Source organism: Rhodococcus sp. UYP9, assembly GCF_040547235.1.
Taxonomy (GTDB): Bacteria; Actinomycetota; Actinomycetes; order Mycobacteriales; family Mycobacteriaceae; genus Rhodococcoides.
This window is the reverse complement of record NZ_JBEPPH010000003.1, coordinates 87,437-106,013: the sequence shown is the minus strand read 5'-3', so window position 1 is coordinate 106,013 and position 18,577 is coordinate 87,437. Positions and strand designations below refer to the sequence as shown.

Sequence of the window (18,577 nt, the reverse complement as noted above, 5' to 3'; positions counted from 1 at the left end):
GGATGGTTTCGAAGGTGCCCTTGCGACTAACCTAGGTGTATGGCAGGAAAGACCAGCACTCGAAGTTCGGGTACCGGCGGCACCGGTGCCTCGTCGACGTCGCGGGCTTCGGGGGGATCACGCAAGTCTTCCGGGGGGCGCACCGTCAGCACACCACGTAAACCCACAGCTCCACGCACGTCACCTGCGGCACGTACGTCACCAGCAGCACGCAAGGCGGCGCCGGCGCGTAGCGGCGCCGGTTCTCGTGGGGGTGCTCGTCGACCGGCCAAGAAGAACACCGGTGGTGTGGTCTCTGCCGTCGGACGCGGGATTTCCTCGACGTGGTCGATGGCGGCCAAAGGCGTCGGCGCGACGACTCGAACCGTCAGCAAGGCCAAGGATATCGATCACGGCCACCGACGCGACGGCATCGCGCTGGGTCTGATCGCTCTGTGCGTCGTGGTTGCGGCAGCGGTGTGGTTCAGCGCTGGCGGACCCGTTGGGGAGGGTATCGAGATCGCAGTCCGCGCCGTCATCGGTGGAGCCGGATACATCGTGCCGGCACTCGGAGTCGCGATCGCGGTCATCCTGATGCGCTCGGAATCGAATCCGGACATCCGCCCGCGACTGGTTCTCGGGTCGATCCTGCTCGCGCTTCCGATCCTGGGACTGTGGCATCTGGCTGCGGGTTCACCGTCCGACTCGGCCGGCCGCTCCGAGGGCGGCGGTTTTGTCGGGTACGTCGCGGGAGGCCCGATCACCGACGGTCTGACCGTCTGGCTCGCTGTACCGCTCCTCCTGCTGGCAGGTCTGTTCGGTGTGCTTCTGCTGACCGGCACCACGGTGCGCGACATCCCGGATCGTCTGCGTTCGTTGTTCGGCACGGACAGTCGAGGCGATGAATACGGAGACTACGACCCAGCAGATTTCGGGGCCGACTTCAGCGACGACTACGGCGACCACGAGAGCTCCGGATTCGACGCCGACGGATACCCCGTCGACGGACCGAACGCGGACCCGTACGGCAACTACCCGACCGAAGAATATGTTCCGGTCAAGAAGCCTCGTACACGAAAAGCAGCGCCCGTGGTCGACGAGCCCACCGAGGTCATGGAACCTGCAACGCAGGCGCCGACCGCACCTCCGGTTCGCCCCAAGCCCAAGCCGATCGTCAAGGCCGCGGAGCCCAAGCCCGAAGCCGAGGAAGACAAAATCGTCGTCGACCGCGTCGTCGACGGGGACTACACGCTGCCGCCGCTGTCACTGTTGATCGAAGGCGATCCGCCCAAGACACGCAGCCAGGCCAACGACACGATGATCGAGGCCATCTCCGAGGTCCTCGACCAATTCAAGATCGATGCGGCAGTAACGGGGTTCACCCGTGGACCGACCGTCACTCGGTACGAGGTCGAGCTCGGACCCGGTGTCAAGGTCGAGAAGATCACCGCGCTCGCGCGCAACATCGCGTACGCGGTCGCAACGGACAACGTGCGCCTACTTGCACCGATCCCAGGAAAATCGGCAGTCGGCATCGAGGTGCCGAACTCGGACCGCGAGATGGTTCGACTCGCCGATGTGCTCACCGCGACATCGACCCGTAAGGATCATCATCCGCTGGTGATCGGACTCGGCAAGGACATCGAAGGTAACTTCCAGAGCGCCAACCTGGCGAAGATGCCGCACCTTCTCGTTGCCGGTTCCACCGGATCCGGTAAGTCCAGCTTCGTGAACTCGATGCTCGTCTCGCTACTCGCACGCGCGACGCCGGACGAGGTTCGCATGATCCTGATCGACCCGAAAATGGTCGAGCTGACGCCGTACGAAGGTATTCCGCACCTGATCACCCCGATCATCACGCAGCCGAAGAAGGCAGCGGCAGCATTGGCATGGCTGGTCGAGGAGATGGAACAGCGGTACCAGGACATGCAGATCAACAAGGTCCGGCACATCGACGACTTCAACAAGAAGGTGCGATCCGGTGAGATCACCGCGCCCCTCGGAAGCGAACGTGTCTACCGGCCGTATCCGTACATTCTCGCTATCGTCGACGAGCTCGCGGACCTGATGATGACCGCCCCGCGTGACGTCGAAGATGCCATCGTCCGCATCACCCAGAAGGCCCGCGCGGCAGGAATCCACCTCGTCCTTGCCACGCAGAGACCCTCTGTCGACGTCGTTACCGGTCTGATCAAGACCAATGTGCCGTCCCGTCTTGCGTTCGCGACGTCCTCGCTCACCGACTCTCGCGTCATCCTCGATCAGCCCGGCGCCGAGAAGCTCATCGGTATGGGCGATGCGCTCTTCCTACCGATGGGTGCAGGTAAACCGACTCGCCTGCAGGGCGCCTTCATCACCGACGAAGAGATCTCGGCAGTAGTCGACTTCGCCAAGAACCAGGCAGAGCCGGAGTACAACGAGACAGTCACCGCGGCCAAGGCATCGGAGAAGAAGGACGTCGATCCCGACATCGGCGATGATCTCGATGTCCTGCTCCAAGCCGTCGAACTTGTGGTCACCAGCCAGTTCGGTTCGACGTCGATGTTGCAGCGAAAGTTGCGCGTCGGGTTCGCCAAAGCCGGGCGATTGATCGACCTGATGGAGAACCGAGGAGTCGTCGGGCCCAGTGAGGGCTCGAAGGCTCGCGAGGTTCTGATCAAGCCCGACGAACTCGACGGGTTGCTGTGGTCGATTCGAGGTGGCGACCCGGACGAGGCGCCCTCCGACGATGACTAGGCAAACGCACCCATGACCGGTTTCCACTCGGTGACGACCGACGTCTCGATCAGGTTTTCGGTGGCGAACGGATCTTGCGCGAACAAGGTCTTCACCGAGTCGACGTCGGTTCCGTCGACGATGATCAAAGCGCCGCTTCCATCGGTGTAAGGGCCGCTGGAGATGAGGGTCTTCTTCTCCAGCAGGTCGGCAAGCCAAGCACGATGGTTGGCGCGATGAGTGTCTCGCCCGGCGATCGTACTGCGGGAGTAGGTGTAGACAACGGCGAACAATGCCATGATGTTTCGTCCTTCGGGGTAAGCGAATCGAGTTCGCACCGGATTGATTCAGGGGTTTCGATTACTGCAGGGGTTTGGACTACTGCAGGGAGTTGGATCGACTCAGAGGGGGAGCAGCATTCGGGTGTTGCCCAGGGTGTTCGGCTTCACGTAACTGAGGTCGAGGAATTCTGCGACGCCAGTGTCGTACGACCTGCACATTTCGGCGTAGACCTCGGCCGTGACGGGTGTTCCCTCGATCTCGAGAAAGCCGTGCCGTGTGAAGAAGTCCACCTCGAAGGTGAGCACAAACAGCTTCTGAAGAGCCAGGTCGCGGGCCACTCGAATCAAAGTGTCGACGATGAGACGGCCGGCACCGAGGCCCTTGGCCGCCGGATCCACCGCGACCGTACGTACTTCACCGAGGTCGGCCCACAAGACGTGGAGCGCACCACAGCCGATGACGGTGTCCCCTCGTTCGGCGACCCAGAACTCCTGAACCGCTTCGTACAGCGTGACCAGGTTTTTCTCGAGGAGGATCTTCCCGGCGTAGATGTCGATCAGTCGCTTGATCTCCGGAATGTCGGACGTGCGAGCACGGCGGACGACCACGTCGTCACCGGGACGGGAGGTCTCGCGGCGTTCGAGTGCTGCATCGAATGCTGTGTCGAGTGCGTTGTCGGACGTTCCGTCGACATGGTGTCGACTCACCCGGTTCGGCCCAGAAGTCATGTGGTGAACAGTAGTCAACGTTGCAACGGATATTCTTTCCGTGTGTCCGTAACCGAACTGGTCCGAAATGAATCTGGACACCTTTGTCGGCGTATCGGCATCAGGGACTCGGCGGTATGAGCGAACCCCTGGCTCCCGGCCCGAATCTGCCGCACAGCAACTCGAGCACCGGGAACGTCGAACCTGCACCGATCGTCAATATTGCCAATATTTTGACGATGCTTCGAATTGCTCTTGTTCCGGTATTTCTCGCAGTGCTCTTCGTCGGAGACGGGCACGACAGTGGATGGCGGATAGCCGCGACGGTGGTTTTTGCGGTCGCGGCTATCACCGACCGGATCGACGGGCAGCTCGCCCGCAAATACGGGTTGGTCACCGATTTCGGAAAGATCGCTGATCCGATCGCAGACAAGGCGTTGATCGGTGCGGCACTCGTCGGACTGTCGATCCTCGGCGACCTGCCCTGGTGGGTGACCGTGGTGATCGCGGCACGTGAAGTGGGCATCACACTCGTCAGATTCGCGGTGATCCGGCACGGCGTGATCCCGGCGGGACGCGGTGGCAAGCTGAAGACCTTGGTGCAGAGTTTTGCGATCGGGATGTATCTGCTGCCCTTGCCTGACCAGGTGCGAGGGGTATCCGTCGCTCTGATGGGCCTGGCGGTGTTCTTGACGGTCTACACCGGACTCGACTACGTGGTCCAGGCCATTCGCCTGCGCCGGCGGGTGAAGTCGTGACCGATCCGCTCGTCGAGGGGTCAGGACGGACACGAGGTGAGGACGGTCTTCGTCGCTGTCGCGGGCCCCGACGGGACTCAGGTGCAGAAACTCCGACTGTCGGGCGAACGTTGGACAATCCGACGCGATAGAGTCCGTAGTGCGTTCTCGGAGCTGTTTCGACGGGTGAGCCGGCGCGGCGACGTATAGGGTCGGGAACCAATCGGGACCCACCCAGCGTTGTAGCTGAAGATGGTCGATGTAGCTGAAGACGAACGAGACATTGATTCGAACGACATGGATTCGAACGACATGGATTCGAACGAGGAGGAGCGAGATGGCGCTGCTATTGCGTGAAGCACTCGGCGACAGTCTGCGGCGCACTCGCGTCGCACAGAGTCGCACACTGCGCGAGGTCTCGAATACCGCGCGCGTCAGCCTCGGATATCTGTCGGAAGTCGAACGAGGCAGGAAAGAGGCGTCGAGCGAATTGCTCGCCGCCATCTGCACCGCGTTGGCGGTTCCGTTGTCCGACGTGATGAGCGACGTCAGTGACTCGCTGCTCGTGTCCACCGGCCCTGCCACGACGGCCGACGGCATCGCGCTGCCTACCGCCGACAACGGACCCAAGAAGAGCGGTAACGGGTCGCCACGTATTGCGGGGGAGACTCGCGTGGTCATCCCCGCGCCCGCACGTGCACTCGCAGCAGCCTGACACCGTATAGCCGCAACCAGTATCCTTTTCCACACGTGCATGTTCACCCACTACGCGTGTAACGCGGCGCCAAAGATGGAGGCAGGATCAACCCATGGCTAATCCTTTCGTCAAAGCCTGGAAGTACATGATGGCGCTCTTCAATTCCAAGATCGACGAGAAGGCCGACCCCAAGGTTCAGATTCAGCAGGCAATCGAGGATGCGCAGCGGCAGCACCAGGCGCTGTCCCAGCAGGCGGCCTCGGTTATCGGCAACCAGCGTCAGCTGGAGATGAAGCTGAGCCGTCAGCTCGACGAGGTCGAGAAGCTGAATGCGAACGCTCGCCAGGCAGTCACACTTGCCGACCAGGCGTCCTCTGCAGGCGATGTCGACAAAGCGACGCAGTACACCAATGCTGCTGAGGCATTCGCAGCTCAGCTCGTTACCGCTGAGCAGGGTGTCGAGGACCTGAAGGTCCTACACGACCAGTCTTTGCAGGCCGCATCGCAGGCGAAGAAGGCCGTGGAGCAGAACGCCATGGCTCTACAGGCAAAGGTGGCCGAGCGAACGAAACTGCTCAGCCAGCTCGAGCAGGCGAAGATGCAGGAAAAGGTCAGCGAATCACTCCGCTCGATGGACAGCACGCTGTCCGCGCCAGGCAATACCCCGAGCCTCGATGCGGTTCGCGACAAGATCGAACGTCGCTACGCAGATGCCCTCGGCTCGGCCGAATTGGCGCAGAACACCGTGTCGGGTCGGATGATGGAGGTGCAGCAGGCGTCGGTTCAGATGGCCGGTCACAGCCGTCTCGAGCAGATCCGCGCTTCGATGGCAGGTGACGCACTCCCGTCCGGTAACGCGACGGGAACATCCAAGCCGTCGATTGCCAAGTCACCCAGTGCGACTCCGGAACCACCTGCGCAGCACTGACGCGTAGACGACTTGGATCCTGTCAGTATGACGAAACAACACCATGGCCGACCACCTACGTGGTCGGCCATGTCTGTTTCCAGCACGATCTCGGCCGCCAAGGATGCTGCCGACTCGGCCCGCCGAATCGGCGAATCCGTCATCGAGGCTGCAGGTAGATGGAACGATCCTCGTCAGAAGCAGATTCGGCGAGTTCGGCGAGCACGCCGTCGTGGATCGTGGTTCGGCGGCGCCACCGGCGCTTCCGCGCTGTCGACGGCCGGGCTTGCCGTGGCGTCTGCGCCGGAATGGACGATGATCGCAACCGGCGGCGGCGCCGCACTCCTCGCCGTACCCACTGTTTTCGCGATCACCCGATACAAGCAGTTGAAGTCCGAGCCACTGCCGGCTCGAAAGCCGGGGAAGAGCATGCTTCCTGCACGGCACTCGTCGGCATTTACGTCGATGAACCGCCTGGCAGGTGCGCAACGGAGCCTGTACGAGCTGACCGGAGTTCTGCTGAGGTCCGAATCGATAGCCTCCGAGGACATTCTGGAGACCACCGAGGTGGCCTACGCCGCGGCCGCCGCGCTGACCGACATGTCAACCGACATAGTTGCGATGGAGCGTGCAGCGGAGTCCAACACACGAGCCGGAGCCCATCTGACCAACTCGATCAATGGAGCTGCCGCCGAACTCGAAGCCGGTGTGGATCAATACGAGGAACTCGTAGAAGCGGCCGCGCGGCTTACCTCTCCGACCGGAATGCCGTCGAGTGCGGTCGCTGCCCGGCGCGCAGAGCTTTCGTCCGCTACGGACAGACTCCAGGGCTGGGCGTTCGCGCTCGATGAACTGGCCGAGATCCGTCGCCGTCACCCCTGAATGGGACCACGTCTGAAAAGGACCACGTCTGAACAGGATCACGTCAGGGTTATCACCCATCTTTCCCTGATCTCGTTGCGGACCCGGCGATTTCGTGTAACCGGCATGTCAGGATCGGTGTCGACACGAGAAAAGGGAGATGAAAAATGTTCTGGAAAATCCTCGGCATCATCGCTTTGGTATGGCTCGCGTTCGCCGTCTTCGGAGCCGTAATCAAGGGACTGTTCGTGATAGCCGTCGCGGGCGCCATCGTCTTCGGGTTGTACTGGTTGGTCAAGGCAGTCGCCGGTGAGGAGAATCGAGACTTGACCAAGCTCTAGATCGGCGATCAGCTGGGTAGCTCGACGGTCGGGCAGTCGGTCATGAACTACAATTTTGCACATCGATGGTGTGTGCAACCGGGTGCGGGAATAGTTCGGTGAACGCGTTGGATCAGCAAACGAATCGCGGAGATGAACGAGGTGCAGGAGTGAGCCAGCAGACCGAACTGGGCGAGACCTCCGCCGACGACATCTCCATTTCCTCGGTCGAAAATCAGGTGCTCGACGCCGCACGCTCGTGCATTCTCGAATACGGGGTCCGCCGGACCACTCTCGCCGAGATCGCCCGTCGGGCGAAAGTCAGCCGTCCGACCGTCTACCGGCGTTGGTCCGACACCCGAGCGGTGGTCTCCAGTCTGCTGACCCGTGAGATCGGCGCCGTGATTCCGACGTTCGATCCCGATGCCACGGCCCGTCGGCAGATCACGTCCTCGGTGTCGGCGGTAGCCGACGGTATACGTATCCATCCATTGTTCGTCAAAATCCTCCGTTCCGATCCCGAAATCCTCGCCACCTACATCCTGCACCGCCTCGGTAGGAGCCAATCGCTGATCATCGACGGCTTGGTGCCCATCATCGAAGGTGGCCAACGAGATTCGTCTATCCGAGATGGCGTGCCGAGTCATATGGCGACCGTGTTGCTGTTGATGGTCCAGTCCGCTGTGCAGTCGGCAGAGATGGTGTCGGGTCGGATCCCGGGTGACGATCTGGTCGCCGAGTTCGCCTACGCCGTGGACTCGTACCTGCGTCCGCTCGATCGGTGATGCCCGACTTCGACTCGGCTTCGAGCAGGCAGGTACTCGGCGACCACGTGGGTATGGCACTCTGAGCGGCGTGCGAGTAGCTGTGGTAGCCGGCCCCGACCCAGGGCATGCCTTTCCCGCTATTGCGCTGTGTCACTTGTTCGCCTCCGCAGGTGATGTGCCGATACTGTTCACCGGTTCGAGGTGGATCGATGCGGCCACCGCGGTGGGGGTCGACACCCGGTTGCTCAAAGGGCTGACACCACGGCCCGAGGACGACGACATGGATGCAGGCCAGCGGATTCATTCGCGGGCAGCTTTCATCTCCACCGAACTGTTGCCTGATCTGAAGAATGCCGACGTTGATCTGGTTGTATCCGACATCCTCACCGCCGGAGGCGGTTTGGCCGCCGAACGGCTCGGTATACCGTGGGTCGAATTGTCACCGCACCCGTTGTACGCACCGTCGAAGGGATTGCCTCCGATCGGAAGCGGTCTTGCCCCGGGGCCAGGTGTTCGAGGTCGACTACGGGACACGTTGATGCGTGCCGCAACCGGCAGATCCATAGCTCAGGGAAAGTCCCAGCGCGGAGCCGCGCGTGTCGGTGTCGGCCTGCCCGCCGAAGATCCGGGGCCCGCTGCGCGCCTGATCGCCACCATCCCAGCCCTGGAGGTTCCGAGGCCGGACTGGCCGATCGAGGCGCACGTCGTCGGACCGCTGCTGTGGGAGCCGACAACAGAAGCCCTGCCGATTCCGCCTGGCGATGGTCCTGTGGTCATGGTGGCTCCGTCGACGGCGTTCACCGGTGCCCAAGGAATGCTCGAGGCAACCTTGGAAGGTCTCGAGGGGAGCGGAGTGCGCTTGGTCGCCTCGATGCTCGACGAGCCCCCGGCCGAACTACCGAACTGGGCTACAGCGGGACTCGGCCGACAGGACCATCTTCTCGACCACGCAGACGTCGTCGTATGTGGGTCCGGGCACGGGTTGTTGGCGAAAGCACTGATCCACGGAGTCCCTGTCGTCGCGATCCCCGGTGGCGGAGATCAATGGGAACTGGCCAATCGCACGGCACGGCAGGGGAGCGCGGTCATTGTTCGTCCGCCGACCCCCGGAGCAATCGCGGATGCCGTCCTCCGTGTCCTCGGGGACGAAAGTTTCACCAATGCTGCACGCTCGGCGTCGGCGAGTGCCGCCGAGGTGGAGGATCCCGTAGAGGTGTGCCGCGACGTTCTGCGGTGACGCGCCCTCGGTTACGGTTGTCCAGTGCGATTGACCGAGTTCCAGGAATTGCTCGTCGAGGAGTTCGGCCGGATGCGTGGTGACTCGATGCTGGTCGATCACGTCATCACTGGTCTGAACGGTATGACGGGAGCAGAAGCGATCGAAGCGGGTGTCGATCCCCGCGATGTATGGCGTGCTCTGTGTAGTGAATTCGACGTGCCCAAATCCCGGTGGTGATTCTCTCCGGCGTGTCCGGGAGCCACCTGATGCAATCGAACAGGTGTTCCCCTATGCTGGTGTCATTCGGTTACACAGCGGTCTCGGGCAGTTCTTGTCGGTACCCAGCTCTACCGTTACCGACAACACGCTCAGCGAGACCACGCTGTCACAGACCACACTGAGGAGATCACGATGGCTGCATACGATCGCGACAAAGCACTCGATCTCGCACTTGCGCAGATCGACAAGAATTTCGGTAAGGGATCGGTGATGCGCCTCGGTGACGAGGTCCGCCAACCTATCGCTGTCATCCCCACCGGTTCCATTGCTCTGGACGTCGCCCTCGGTATCGGTGGGCTGCCGCGTGGCCGTGTCGTCGAGGTCTACGGCCCGGAGTCCTCGGGTAAGACGACCGTTGCTCTTCATGCTGTGGCCAGCGCGCAGCGCGCAGGCGGAATCGCTGCGTTCATCGACGCCGAGCACGCACTCGATCCTGACTACGCACAGAAACTCGGCGTCGATACGGACGCACTGCTCGTCTCGCAGCCGGATACCGGTGAGCAGGCGCTCGAAATTGCCGATATGTTGATCCGTTCGGGCGCTCTCGACATCGTGGTAATCGACTCGGTGGCCGCTCTCGTGCCTCGCGCCGAGATCGAGGGCGAAATGGGTGACAGCCACGTCGGTCTTCAGGCCCGCCTGATGAGCCAGGCGCTGCGCAAGATGACCGGTGCCATGAGCAACTCCGGCACCACGGTGATCTTCATCAACCAGTTGCGTGAAAAAATCGGCGTCATGTTCGGCTCACCCGAGACCACTACCGGCGGTAAGGCGCTCAAGTTCTACGCCTCCGTTCGCCTCGACATCCGGCGCATCGAGACGCTCAAGGACGGCACCGAAGCAATCGGTAACCGCACCCGCGTCAAGGTCGTCAAGAACAAGGTTGCGCCGCCGTTCAAGCAGGCGGAGTTCGACATCATTTACGGCAAGGGCATCAGCCGTGAAGGCTCGCTCATCGACATGGGGGTCGAGCACGGATTTATCCGTAAGTCGGGATCTTGGTTCACCTACGACGGGGATCAGCTGGGTCAGGGCAAGGAGAATGCCCGCAAGTTCATGCTCGAGAATCCCGATATCCGTGACGAGATCGAGAAGAAGATCATGGAGAAGCTGCAGATCGGTGCCGACGTCACGGCAGCCGATGACGAGAAGGCTGCTCCGGTCGAGTTCTGACTCGGGTGACCCGCTGTGAAACAGCGATCCGAACAAGAACAAGGAAATGACGGCGGCGGCACCGAAGCGCAGGCGAAAGATGTCTGCCTTCGGCTCCTCACCGATCGTGCACGGAGCCGATACGAACTCGAGACTCGACTGAGCACAAAGGGTTTCAGTCCAGAAGTCGCGGATGCAGTCCTGACGAGGTTGGAAGCCGCGAACCTAGTGGATGACCAGGCCTTTGCGGAGCAATGGGTGCATTCACGCCATACCTACTCGGGCAAAGGCAAGCGGGCCTTGAGCGTCGAACTGCGTACCAAAGGTGTCAGCAAAGAGGATGCCCTCAACGCTCTCGATCAAATAGACGCCGAGGACGAGCGCGCACGGGCAACGGAACTTGTCCGCAAGCGCTGCCGCAACCTGACGGTGCCTGCAGGAACCGGAGCCGATGTCCGTGCCGAACGAGACAAGATTGCGCGAAAACTAGTCGGAATGCTCGCTAGGCGTGGCTACTCGGCTGGAATGGCATACGCAATCGTGAAAGCCGAGCTCGCGCGGATCGGGACCGAGGACTCGGACCATCTCGATACCCAGGATTTCGACGGTGACGAGTTCGGGTGATCGTCCACCCGGATCGGGCGCCATCGATACCGAAGAAGCCCGCAACACCGAAATGTGTTGCGGGCTTCTGCTCTCGGTACTGGACCAGCCTGTCCAGTGACCGGCCTGTCCAGTGAACAGCGCGGTCCAACAATTCAGGCTGCGCCTTCGGGGCCCCCGCCGAAGTCCGACGCTGCGAGAACGGTCCCACCTGTTTTTCGCTTCTTCTGACGTAATCGGCGCTCGACAACCGTCGCCAGCTTGGTGAGCAGCGAGTTGATTACGATCATGATGACCGCAACGATGACGAGCGAGGGCAGGTAGTTGCCATAGAACGCACCGACTTGCTGACCGGCTCGCACCACTTCGACATAGCCGATGATGTAGCCCAACGCCGAATCCTTCAGTGCAACCACCATCTGCGAGATGATCGCCGGCAGCATCGCTGTGATCGCCTGAGGCAGCAAGATGATCCGCATGACCTGGTTCTTGCGCATACCCAAAGCGTCGGCCGCTTCGGCCTGCCCCTTCGGTAGCGAATTGACACCGGCCCGAACGATTTCGGCGATGACAGAGCCGTTGTAGAGAGTAAGACCGGTCACCACTGCAGCCAGAGCGAGGTAACTGACCTTGAAGACTTGATACTCGGCATAGACCGCGTACAAGAAGATCATCAGAATCAGCACCGGAACTGCGCGGAACAGTTCGACAAGCACACCGCTCACGATGCGGATAGCTCGATGGTCGGACAATCTGCCGATACCGAGAACGGCGCCGAGGATCAACGCGAACACGATCGAGAGCGCAGCTGCGATCAGAGTTCCCTTGATACCGGGAAGCAGATACGTGGTCCACGTGCTGGCAGTGACGAACGGATCCCACTTGTCAGCGGTCAGCTGACCTTTGGAATCGAGCGCCAAGTAGATGAGATACGCGATGCCCAGAGAGACGAGCAGAACAACACCGGAGAGGATCCGGTACCTCAGTTTCGCCTTCGGCCCCGGGACGTCGTAGAGAACAGCTACAGCATCACTCATCACTTCACCGCCAATCGCTTGCTGAGGTACCCGAACAGGAGTCCGGTCGGAAGCGTCAGGACGACGAAGCCGAGCGCAAAGATTCCACCGACGACGAAGATCGCGGCTTCGTTCTCGATCATCGTCTTCATGAGCAGAGATGCTTCCGCGACACCGATCACCGATGCGATGGTCGTGTTCTTGGTCAATGCGATCAACACACTGCCCAGCGGTGCGATGACAGCGCGGAATGCCTGGGGGAGAACGACGATCGTGATGTTCTGAGTGAACGTCATGCCTAGAGAACGGCCCGCTTCTGCCTGGCCGACGGGCACGGTGTTGATGCCGGACCTCAACGACTCCGCGACGAACGACGCGGTGTAGACGCTCAGGCCGAGAACCGCGAGCCTGATGTTGTTGTCCACCAGAAATGTCGGCGAATTCTCCGGAGCAAGACTGACACCCATCGTCTGATACAAGCCGAACGAGGTGAACAGGATGATCAGCGTCAGCGGAGTGTTACGAAAGATCGTGACGTAAGCAACTGCGATGCCGCGTGCGACAGGGATAGGCGAAACGCGCATCGCCGCGATGATCGTGCCGAGGATCAGGGCACCCACGGCGGACAGAACCGTCAGCTTGATCGTCATGATGAACGCGTCGACGAGTTGATCGCCGTACTTGCTCAATAAGTTCAATGGAGGAATGTCCTATCGGCGTGGGCGGTTCGACCGGCGTCGGGGCGGCGGGCTACTCGAACTGCAGTTGCCCGGGCCCCGACGTCGGCGAGCGTCAGTAGCGGTCGACGGTCGGCGGTGCCGGAAGCGGGTAACCGGAAGGTCCTACGGTCTCCTCGAACGCAGTCTTCCATGCCCCGCTGGACACCATCTCCTCGATGGCGTCGTTGATCTTGTTACGTCCTTCGGTGTCGTCCTTGGACAAGCCGATTCCGTAGTTCTCCGTGGTGAAAGGCTCGCCGACGACCTTCAATTCGCCCGGGTACTGAGCGGCGTAACCGGCGAGGATGATGTCGTCGGTCGTCACTGCGTCGACTGCGCCGTTGCGTAGTGCTTCGACGCATGCCGAGTAGGTGTCGAACGGCTGGAGCTGAACGCCTGGGTACTCGTCGGCGATGTTCTGTGCAGGTGTGGACCCGGTGACCGAGCACAGCTTCTTGCCGCCGCTGAGTGAATCGGGGCCGGTGATGTCGGTGTTGCCGTTGGCAACCAGCAGAGACTGGCCGGCGACGAAGTACGGTCCGGCGAACCCGACCTTCTCCTTGCGCGTATCGGTGATCGAGTAGGTAGCGACGATGTAGTCGACCTCCCCGTTCTGGATGAGCGTCTCGCGCTGAGCGGACGGAGATTCCTTGAACTCGATGTTGTCTTCCGACACTCCGAGCTGGCCCGCGACGTACTTGGCCACCTCGACATCGAAGCCGCTGAAGGAACCATCCGGGTTGCGGAGGCCGAGCCCGGGCTGATCGAACTTGATGCCGACGATCAGGTTGCCGTTCTCTGCGCTGCTGCTGACGTTGCGCGCTTCTTCGCCCCCGCCACAGGCGGTAGCGACGACGGCGAGTGCGGCGATGCCGACCCCTAGACGGATCGAGCGAGTAATTCTCACTGGTTAATCCTCCATGTTGATTTCACGTGTTGTTACGTGCGACGAGAGTGTGGCGAGAAAGAGCGAGTTTCGGTCAGTGTCCGAGAATCTTGCCCAGGAAGTCCTTGGCGCGTTCGGATTTCGGTGCGGTGAAGAAGCTGTCGGGGTCGGTGTCCTCGACGACGGCGCCATCGGCCATGAAGATGACACGGTCACCGGCCTTGCGAGCGAATCCCATCTCGTGCGTGACGACGAGCATCGTCATGCCCTCCTTGGCCAACGACGTCATCACGTCGAGAACTTCGGTGACCATTTCGGGATCGAGAGCGGACGTCGGCTCGTCGAACAACATCACTTTGGGGTTCATGGCCAGTGAGCGAGCAATCGCCACCCGCTGCTGTTGTCCGCCGGAGAGCTGAGCTGGATACTTGTCGGCCTGATTTGCAATGCCGACACGTTCGAGCAGTGCCTGGGCGGCCTTGCGCGCCTCGTCCTTCTTGAGCTTGCGCACTTTTAGTGGCGCGAGCATGACGTTCTCGAGGATGGTCTTGTGTGCGAATAGGTTGAACGACTGGAAGACCATCCCGACGTCGGCGCGAAGCGCAGCGAGCGCTTTGCCTTCGGCAGGAAGGACCGAGCCGTCGACCTCGATGGATCCGGAGTCGATGGGTTCGAGTCGGTTGATCGTTCGGCACAACGTCGATTTCCCGGACCCGGACGGTCCGACCACGATGACGACCTGGCCGGTAGGGACCTCGAGGTTGATGTCCTTGAGGACGTGCAGATCACCGAAATGCTTGTCTACCGATTTCAGGGAGATCATGGAGGGCCGGTCGGCAACTGCACCGGAAGCCGGCGCGTCGGTGGCATGCGTCATAGGGCAGAACCTTATTCGTAGTTTGGTCGTCGACAACGCCGTTAACGCGACATTCTTCGATTATGTAATGGAAACTTTACTGTCGGTGCACTCAGCCCGAGGAGATGGATCGAGAATCTCGCGTATCCCCGGCGCCGGACGGTCGCGTCGGGCCGTACCCTGGGAGTGTGGAAACGAGTGACCAGATGACCCAGAGGAGCTACGAGGTTCGCACGCACGGGTGCCAGATGAACGTGCATGACTCGGAGAGACTGGCAGGTCTGCTCGAAGAGGCGGGCTATGTGCCGGCCGACACAGGTTCCGATGCCGATCTCGTGGTCTTCAACACCTGCGCTGTTCGAGAGAACGCGGATAACAAACTGTACGGAAATCTTGGCATGCTTCGGCCCGCCAAGACGCGCAATCCGCGTATGCAGATTGCGGTCGGCGGCTGCTTGGCCCAGAAGGACCGCGACACGGTCGTCAAGAAGGCCCCGTGGGTGGACGTGGTGTTCGGTACCCACAACATCGGCTCGCTTCCGGTCCTGCTCGAGCGGGCTCGCCACAACAACGAAGCTCAGGTCGAGATTCTCGAATCTTTGGAGGCTTTTCCGTCGACTCTGCCGGCGAAGCGTGAGTCCCCGTACGCGGGATGGGTATCGATTTCGGTGGGCTGCAACAACACCTGCACTTTCTGCATCGTCCCCGCGCTACGCGGCAAGGAGATCGACCGCTCACCCGCAGACATTCTTGCGGAGGTGCAGGCACTCGTCGACCAAGGCGTTCTCGAGGTGACCCTGCTCGGTCAAAATGTCAATGCCTATGGGGCTTCGTTCGCGGACCCGGCACTTCCACGTGACCGCGGCGCGTTCGCAGCACTGTTGAAGGCGTGTGGTGAGATCGACGGTCTAGAGCGGGTGCGCTTCACCTCGCCGCATCCGGCCGAGTTCACCGACGACGTGATCGAAGCGATGGCCACCACGCCGAACATCTGCCCGACGTTGCACATGCCGTTGCAGTCGGGTTCGGACCGAGTTCTCAAAGCGATGCGACGGTCCTATCGTCAGAGCAAATTTCTCGGGATCATCGACAAGGTGCGCGAAGTGATGCCGCACGCCGCGATCACTACCGACATCATCGTCGGATTCCCCGGTGAGACGGAGGAGGACTTCGAGCAGACTCTCGAGGTCATGCGCCGAGCGAAGTTCGCGAACGCGTACACCTTCCAGTACTCCAAGCGCCCCGGTACACCGGCCGCTGACATGGAGGATCAGATCCCCAAGGCGATTGTGCAGGAGCGCTATCTACGGCTCATCGCCTTGCAGGAGGAGATCGTCCTCGAATCCAACCGCGAGCTCATCGGCACCGAAGTAGAACTGCTCGTCGCGACCGGCGAGGGCCGCAAGAATGCTGCCACTCATCGCAAAAGTGGTCGTGCCAGGGACGGGCGACTCGTTCACTTTCGAGCCGAGGACCACCAGGTTGCCGAGATAAGGCCCGGTGACGTCGTCACCACGACGATCACCGCAGCCGCTCCTTACCATCTCATCGCCGACACCGGCGTTGTCTCGCACCGTCGCACCACTGCCGGTGATGCGTACGAACGCGGAATACTCCCGAAGACGGCCCCCATCGGCGTCGGGTTGGGCTTGCCGGCTGTCGGCGTCCCGGCACCAGCGCCCGTAGTGACAGGATGCAGCGCATGACCAAGTCGAGGCCCAGCAGCGAAGACGGCAGCGCACCCGATTACGACACCGCGGAGCGGAAGATCGATTCGGTGCTCGACCCAGGAGCGCGTGCGGTGGTGGTCGCTGTACTGGTTCTCGTGTTGCTGGTCACTTTCGTGTTGCCGCATGCTGGATCTGCTACCGGATTCGACGTCCTGTCCGGCAGTGACAAGGGGCTCGGTGAATCCATCGCGTTGCCGTCCCGAATCTTCGTCGGGTTCGTTGCAGTGTTCGGCGTGGTGCTCTCGGTCCTCGCCCTCGTCACCAGGGTGTGGGCACTCGCGTGGATAGCGCTCAGCGGCTGCGCAATAGCGTCGGTTTTCGGAATGCTGTCGATCTGGTCGAGGCAGACACTGCCGACCGACTCTACGGGCGGCGGGCCCGGAATCGGTCTCATCATCGCGTGGATCGCGGTGGTCGTCCTGACGTTCCAGTGGCTGAAGGCCGTGTGGAACAAAACCAACGCGCAGTTGGCCGCACAAGAACGTCGACGCGTCGCGGCGGCCGAGAACGAGCAGAACTCACGGTGGGGCGGACCCATTCTCGGGCGTCCGACCGACCGCAAGCTCTGACTTCGTCTTACATCTCGCCGACGGCGCCTTCTGCCGCTTCGGCCCACTCGCGCCATTGCTGCGCTTGCTCGAGCGCACGCTTGGCGTCCTTGTCCTTGCCTGCCGCTCGAGCTTTGGCGGCCTGCTCTTCGAACTGAGCGACGCGCTCGCGGAACTGAGCGGCACGGGCCAACGCCTCCGGATCGGTGCGTCGCCACTGTGCGTCGACCGCGTCCCGAACCGACTTTTCCAGGGCGCGTAAGCGGCCTTCGAGTTCCGTCATCTTGTCCCGCGGAACTTTGCCCAGAGCGTCCCACTTCTCTTGAAGGTCACGCAGAGCCGCGCGCGCCCCATCGAGGTCGCTACTGGGATTCATGCTGCCGTACTTCGCGAGCAGTTCTTCTTTCGCGGTCGCATTCGATTCGAATTCCGCGTCACGCTCGGACGCCGCAGAATTGCGCGCAGCGAAGAACACATCCTGGGCGGCTTTGAAGTCCTTCCACAGTGCATCGTCGGCGTCGCGAGGCGCGCGGCCCGCAGCTTTCCAGTCCACGAGCAGATCGCGGAAGGCGGCGGCCGTGGGACCCCAATCGGTCGACGACGAGAGGGCCCGAGCCTGCTCGACCAGTTCTTCCTTGCGAGTTTTCGCGGCACCCCGCTCGCGATCGAGGTCGGCGAAGTGAGCGCCTCTACGGCGATTGAAGTTTTCACGGGCTTTCGAGTAACGCTTCCACAGAGCATCGTCGACCTTGCGGTCCACTCCGCGGATCGTCTTCCACTCGTCGAGAATTTCTCGGAGACGGTCGCCGGCATTTTTCCATTGCGTGGATTCGCTACCGATCTGCTCGGCCTCGGTTGCCAACTCTTCCTTGCGGGAAGTGTGCGCGGCGCGCTCGATATCCTTCTCCTGCTTCGCGACGGCTGCAGCGGCCTCGGAGTGCTCGACGACGATTTCCAGGCGGTCGTGCAAGCCTGCGATGTCGCCGATCACTGCGGCTGTGGGAAGCGTTTCGAGCAAGGCCAAGGCTGCTGCCTTCGTCTTCTTCGCATCTCCGGAACCCGCGGTGAGCCTGGCTTCGAGCAAAGCGACCTCGGTGGAAAGGTCGTCGTAGCGCCGTCCGAAGTGTGCGAGACCTTCGGCGGCGTCTCCTGCCTGCCACGATCCGATCTGTCGTTCGCCGTCCGCGGTCTTCACCCAGGCAGTGCCGTCGTCGTCCACTCGGCCGAACTTGCTGGGATCGCTCGGCGGTGCGATCGTCGGGACGACCGACGAGACGTGGGAAGACACCGGATGAGGTTTGGCAACCCCGCCGTCGATCCTTGGTTTGGGTGCTCCCGGTTTCGGGCCCCCAGGCTTGGGTGCTCCTGGCTTCGGGGCACTCGGTGTTGCGGCAGTCGGTGCTGGGTTGGTCGGTGTTGGGGCCGTCGGGGTGCTCGCTCCAGGTGTCTGGGCGGGCTGCTCGGTGGTTCCGCTGGTGGTGTCGCCAAGATCGGACATTGTTCCTCATCTCTGCCGCGCGTCACGGCTGCCTCTATCGCGCTGAAAGTCACGGTGGACACACTCCGACTATCCGGTGCCACCGTCGACGCAGTGGAC

The 18,577-nt window shown here is 61.8% G+C and carries 21 protein-coding genes; 14 read left to right on the top strand and 7 right to left on the bottom strand.

Features of this window, described 5'->3' with window-relative positions; translation table 11 throughout:
- The first annotated feature begins 39 nt into the window (after positions 1-39).
- The gene (locus tag ABIB36_RS10190; RefSeq protein WP_179142411.1) at positions 40-2,715 is read left to right on the top strand and encodes an FtsK/SpoIIIE family DNA translocase; all 2,676 of its coding nucleotides are present in this window, start codon (positions 40-42) and stop codon (positions 2,713-2,715) included.
- On the opposite strand, the gene ABIB36_RS10185 is transcribed toward ABIB36_RS10190, so the two are convergent.
- Together ABIB36_RS10185 and ABIB36_RS10180 are read right to left on the bottom strand one after the other, a co-directional pair.
- Positions 2,712-2,993, bottom strand: coding sequence for a YciI family protein (locus ABIB36_RS10185; RefSeq protein ID WP_084348964.1), 282 nt, complete (start codon positions 2,991-2,993; stop codon positions 2,712-2,714). The two genes, ABIB36_RS10190 and ABIB36_RS10185, sit on opposite strands and share 4 nt — an antisense overlap.
- A 102-nt stretch (positions 2,994-3,095) precedes the next feature.
- A complete protein-coding gene (locus ABIB36_RS10180; RefSeq protein WP_502944881.1) occupies positions 3,096-3,704 on the bottom strand; it encodes an amino-acid N-acetyltransferase in 609 nt (202 codons plus the stop codon).
- Positions 3,705-3,820: 116 nt separating this feature from the next.
- Here ABIB36_RS10180 and pgsA point away from each other — a divergent pair, with 116 nt between their 5' ends.
- The 11 genes from pgsA (at position 3,821) to ABIB36_RS10125 (ending at position 11,246) form a co-directional block, all read left to right on the top strand.
- Positions 3,821-4,441, top strand: coding sequence for a CDP-diacylglycerol--glycerol-3-phosphate 3-phosphatidyltransferase (gene pgsA / locus ABIB36_RS10175; RefSeq protein ID WP_084348966.1), 621 nt, complete (start codon positions 3,821-3,823; stop codon positions 4,439-4,441).
- A gap of 36 nt (positions 4,442-4,477) precedes the next feature.
- Complete coding sequence (locus tag ABIB36_RS10170; protein WP_502944882.1) at positions 4,478-4,630, top strand: hypothetical protein; 153 nt, start codon at positions 4,478-4,480, stop codon at positions 4,628-4,630.
- 127 nt (positions 4,631-4,757) lie between these two features.
- Positions 4,758-5,135 (top strand): helix-turn-helix domain-containing protein, encoded by a 378-nt coding sequence (locus ABIB36_RS10165; RefSeq protein ID WP_084348684.1) that lies wholly within the window; start codon positions 4,758-4,760, stop codon positions 5,133-5,135.
- Positions 5,136-5,229: 94 nt separating this feature from the next.
- Positions 5,230-6,045 carry a PspA/IM30 family protein gene (locus ABIB36_RS10160; RefSeq protein WP_084348685.1) on the top strand — a complete coding sequence of 272 codons (816 nt, stop codon included), beginning with the start codon at positions 5,230-5,232 and terminating at the stop codon, positions 6,043-6,045.
- 69 nt (positions 6,046-6,114) lie between these two features.
- Positions 6,115-6,906, top strand: coding sequence for a phage shock envelope stress response protein PspM (gene pspM / locus ABIB36_RS10155; protein ID WP_354559605.1), 792 nt, complete (start codon positions 6,115-6,117; stop codon positions 6,904-6,906).
- 146 nt (positions 6,907-7,052) lie between these two features.
- A complete protein-coding gene (locus ABIB36_RS10150; RefSeq protein WP_354559607.1) occupies positions 7,053-7,226 on the top strand; it encodes a hypothetical protein in 174 nt (57 codons plus the stop codon).
- A gap of 149 nt (positions 7,227-7,375) precedes the next feature.
- Positions 7,376-7,990 carry a TetR/AcrR family transcriptional regulator gene (locus ABIB36_RS10145; protein WP_354559609.1) on the top strand — a complete coding sequence of 205 codons (615 nt, stop codon included), beginning with the start codon at positions 7,376-7,378 and terminating at the stop codon, positions 7,988-7,990.
- A 70-nt stretch (positions 7,991-8,060) separates the two neighbouring features.
- Positions 8,061-9,209, top strand: coding sequence for a glycosyltransferase (locus tag ABIB36_RS10140; RefSeq protein WP_354559611.1), 1,149 nt, complete (start codon positions 8,061-8,063; stop codon positions 9,207-9,209).
- A 24-nt stretch (positions 9,210-9,233) separates the two neighbouring features.
- Positions 9,234-9,428, top strand: coding sequence for a DUF3046 domain-containing protein (locus ABIB36_RS10135; protein ID WP_084348687.1), 195 nt, complete (start codon positions 9,234-9,236; stop codon positions 9,426-9,428).
- A 174-nt stretch (positions 9,429-9,602) separates the two neighbouring features.
- A complete protein-coding gene (recA, locus tag ABIB36_RS10130) occupies positions 9,603-10,643 on the top strand; it encodes a recombinase RecA (protein ID WP_084348688.1) in 1,041 nt (346 codons plus the stop codon).
- A gap of 15 nt (positions 10,644-10,658) precedes the next feature.
- Positions 10,659-11,246 carry a regulatory protein RecX gene (locus tag ABIB36_RS10125; RefSeq protein WP_084348689.1) on the top strand — a complete coding sequence of 196 codons (588 nt, stop codon included), beginning with the start codon at positions 10,659-10,661 and terminating at the stop codon, positions 11,244-11,246.
- A 134-nt stretch (positions 11,247-11,380) separates the two neighbouring features.
- Here the strand turns inward: ABIB36_RS10125 and ABIB36_RS10120 are convergent, their stop codons facing one another.
- From ABIB36_RS10120 to ABIB36_RS10105, 4 genes are all read right to left on the bottom strand, one after another.
- Positions 11,381-12,262 carry an amino acid ABC transporter permease gene (locus ABIB36_RS10120; RefSeq protein WP_354559613.1) on the bottom strand — a complete coding sequence of 294 codons (882 nt, stop codon included), beginning with the start codon at positions 12,260-12,262 and terminating at the stop codon, positions 11,381-11,383.
- Entirely contained in the window at positions 12,262-12,939 is a 678-nt protein-coding gene (locus tag ABIB36_RS10115; RefSeq protein WP_084348691.1) for an amino acid ABC transporter permease, read from the bottom strand. The genes ABIB36_RS10120 and ABIB36_RS10115 overlap by 1 nt, the downstream gene beginning before the upstream one ends.
- A 94-nt stretch (positions 12,940-13,033) precedes the next feature.
- Positions 13,034-13,867, bottom strand: a complete 834-nt coding sequence (locus ABIB36_RS10110; RefSeq protein ID WP_354559615.1) for a glutamate ABC transporter substrate-binding protein — start codon at positions 13,865-13,867, stop codon at positions 13,034-13,036.
- Positions 13,868-13,940: 73 nt separating this feature from the next.
- A complete protein-coding gene (locus ABIB36_RS10105) occupies positions 13,941-14,669 on the bottom strand; it encodes an amino acid ABC transporter ATP-binding protein (RefSeq protein ID WP_179142442.1) in 729 nt (242 codons plus the stop codon).
- A 221-nt stretch (positions 14,670-14,890) separates the two neighbouring features.
- Between ABIB36_RS10105 and miaB the strand changes: the two genes are divergently transcribed.
- Positions 14,891-16,408 (top strand): tRNA (N6-isopentenyl adenosine(37)-C2)-methylthiotransferase MiaB, encoded by a 1,518-nt coding sequence (gene miaB / locus ABIB36_RS10100; protein ID WP_179142414.1) that lies wholly within the window; start codon positions 14,891-14,893, stop codon positions 16,406-16,408.
- Positions 16,396-17,001: an Rv2732c family membrane protein gene (locus ABIB36_RS10095; RefSeq protein WP_143542232.1), complete on the top strand. Its 606-nt coding sequence runs from the start codon at positions 16,396-16,398 to the stop codon at positions 16,999-17,001. Before miaB ends, ABIB36_RS10095 begins: the two co-directional genes overlap by 13 nt.
- Before the next feature lie 7 nt (positions 17,002-17,008).
- On the opposite strand, the gene ABIB36_RS10090 is transcribed toward ABIB36_RS10095, so the two are convergent.
- Positions 17,009-18,478 (bottom strand): DUF349 domain-containing protein, encoded by a 1,470-nt coding sequence (locus ABIB36_RS10090; RefSeq protein WP_084348695.1) that lies wholly within the window; start codon positions 18,476-18,478, stop codon positions 17,009-17,011.
- Positions 18,479-18,577 lie beyond the last annotated feature (99 nt).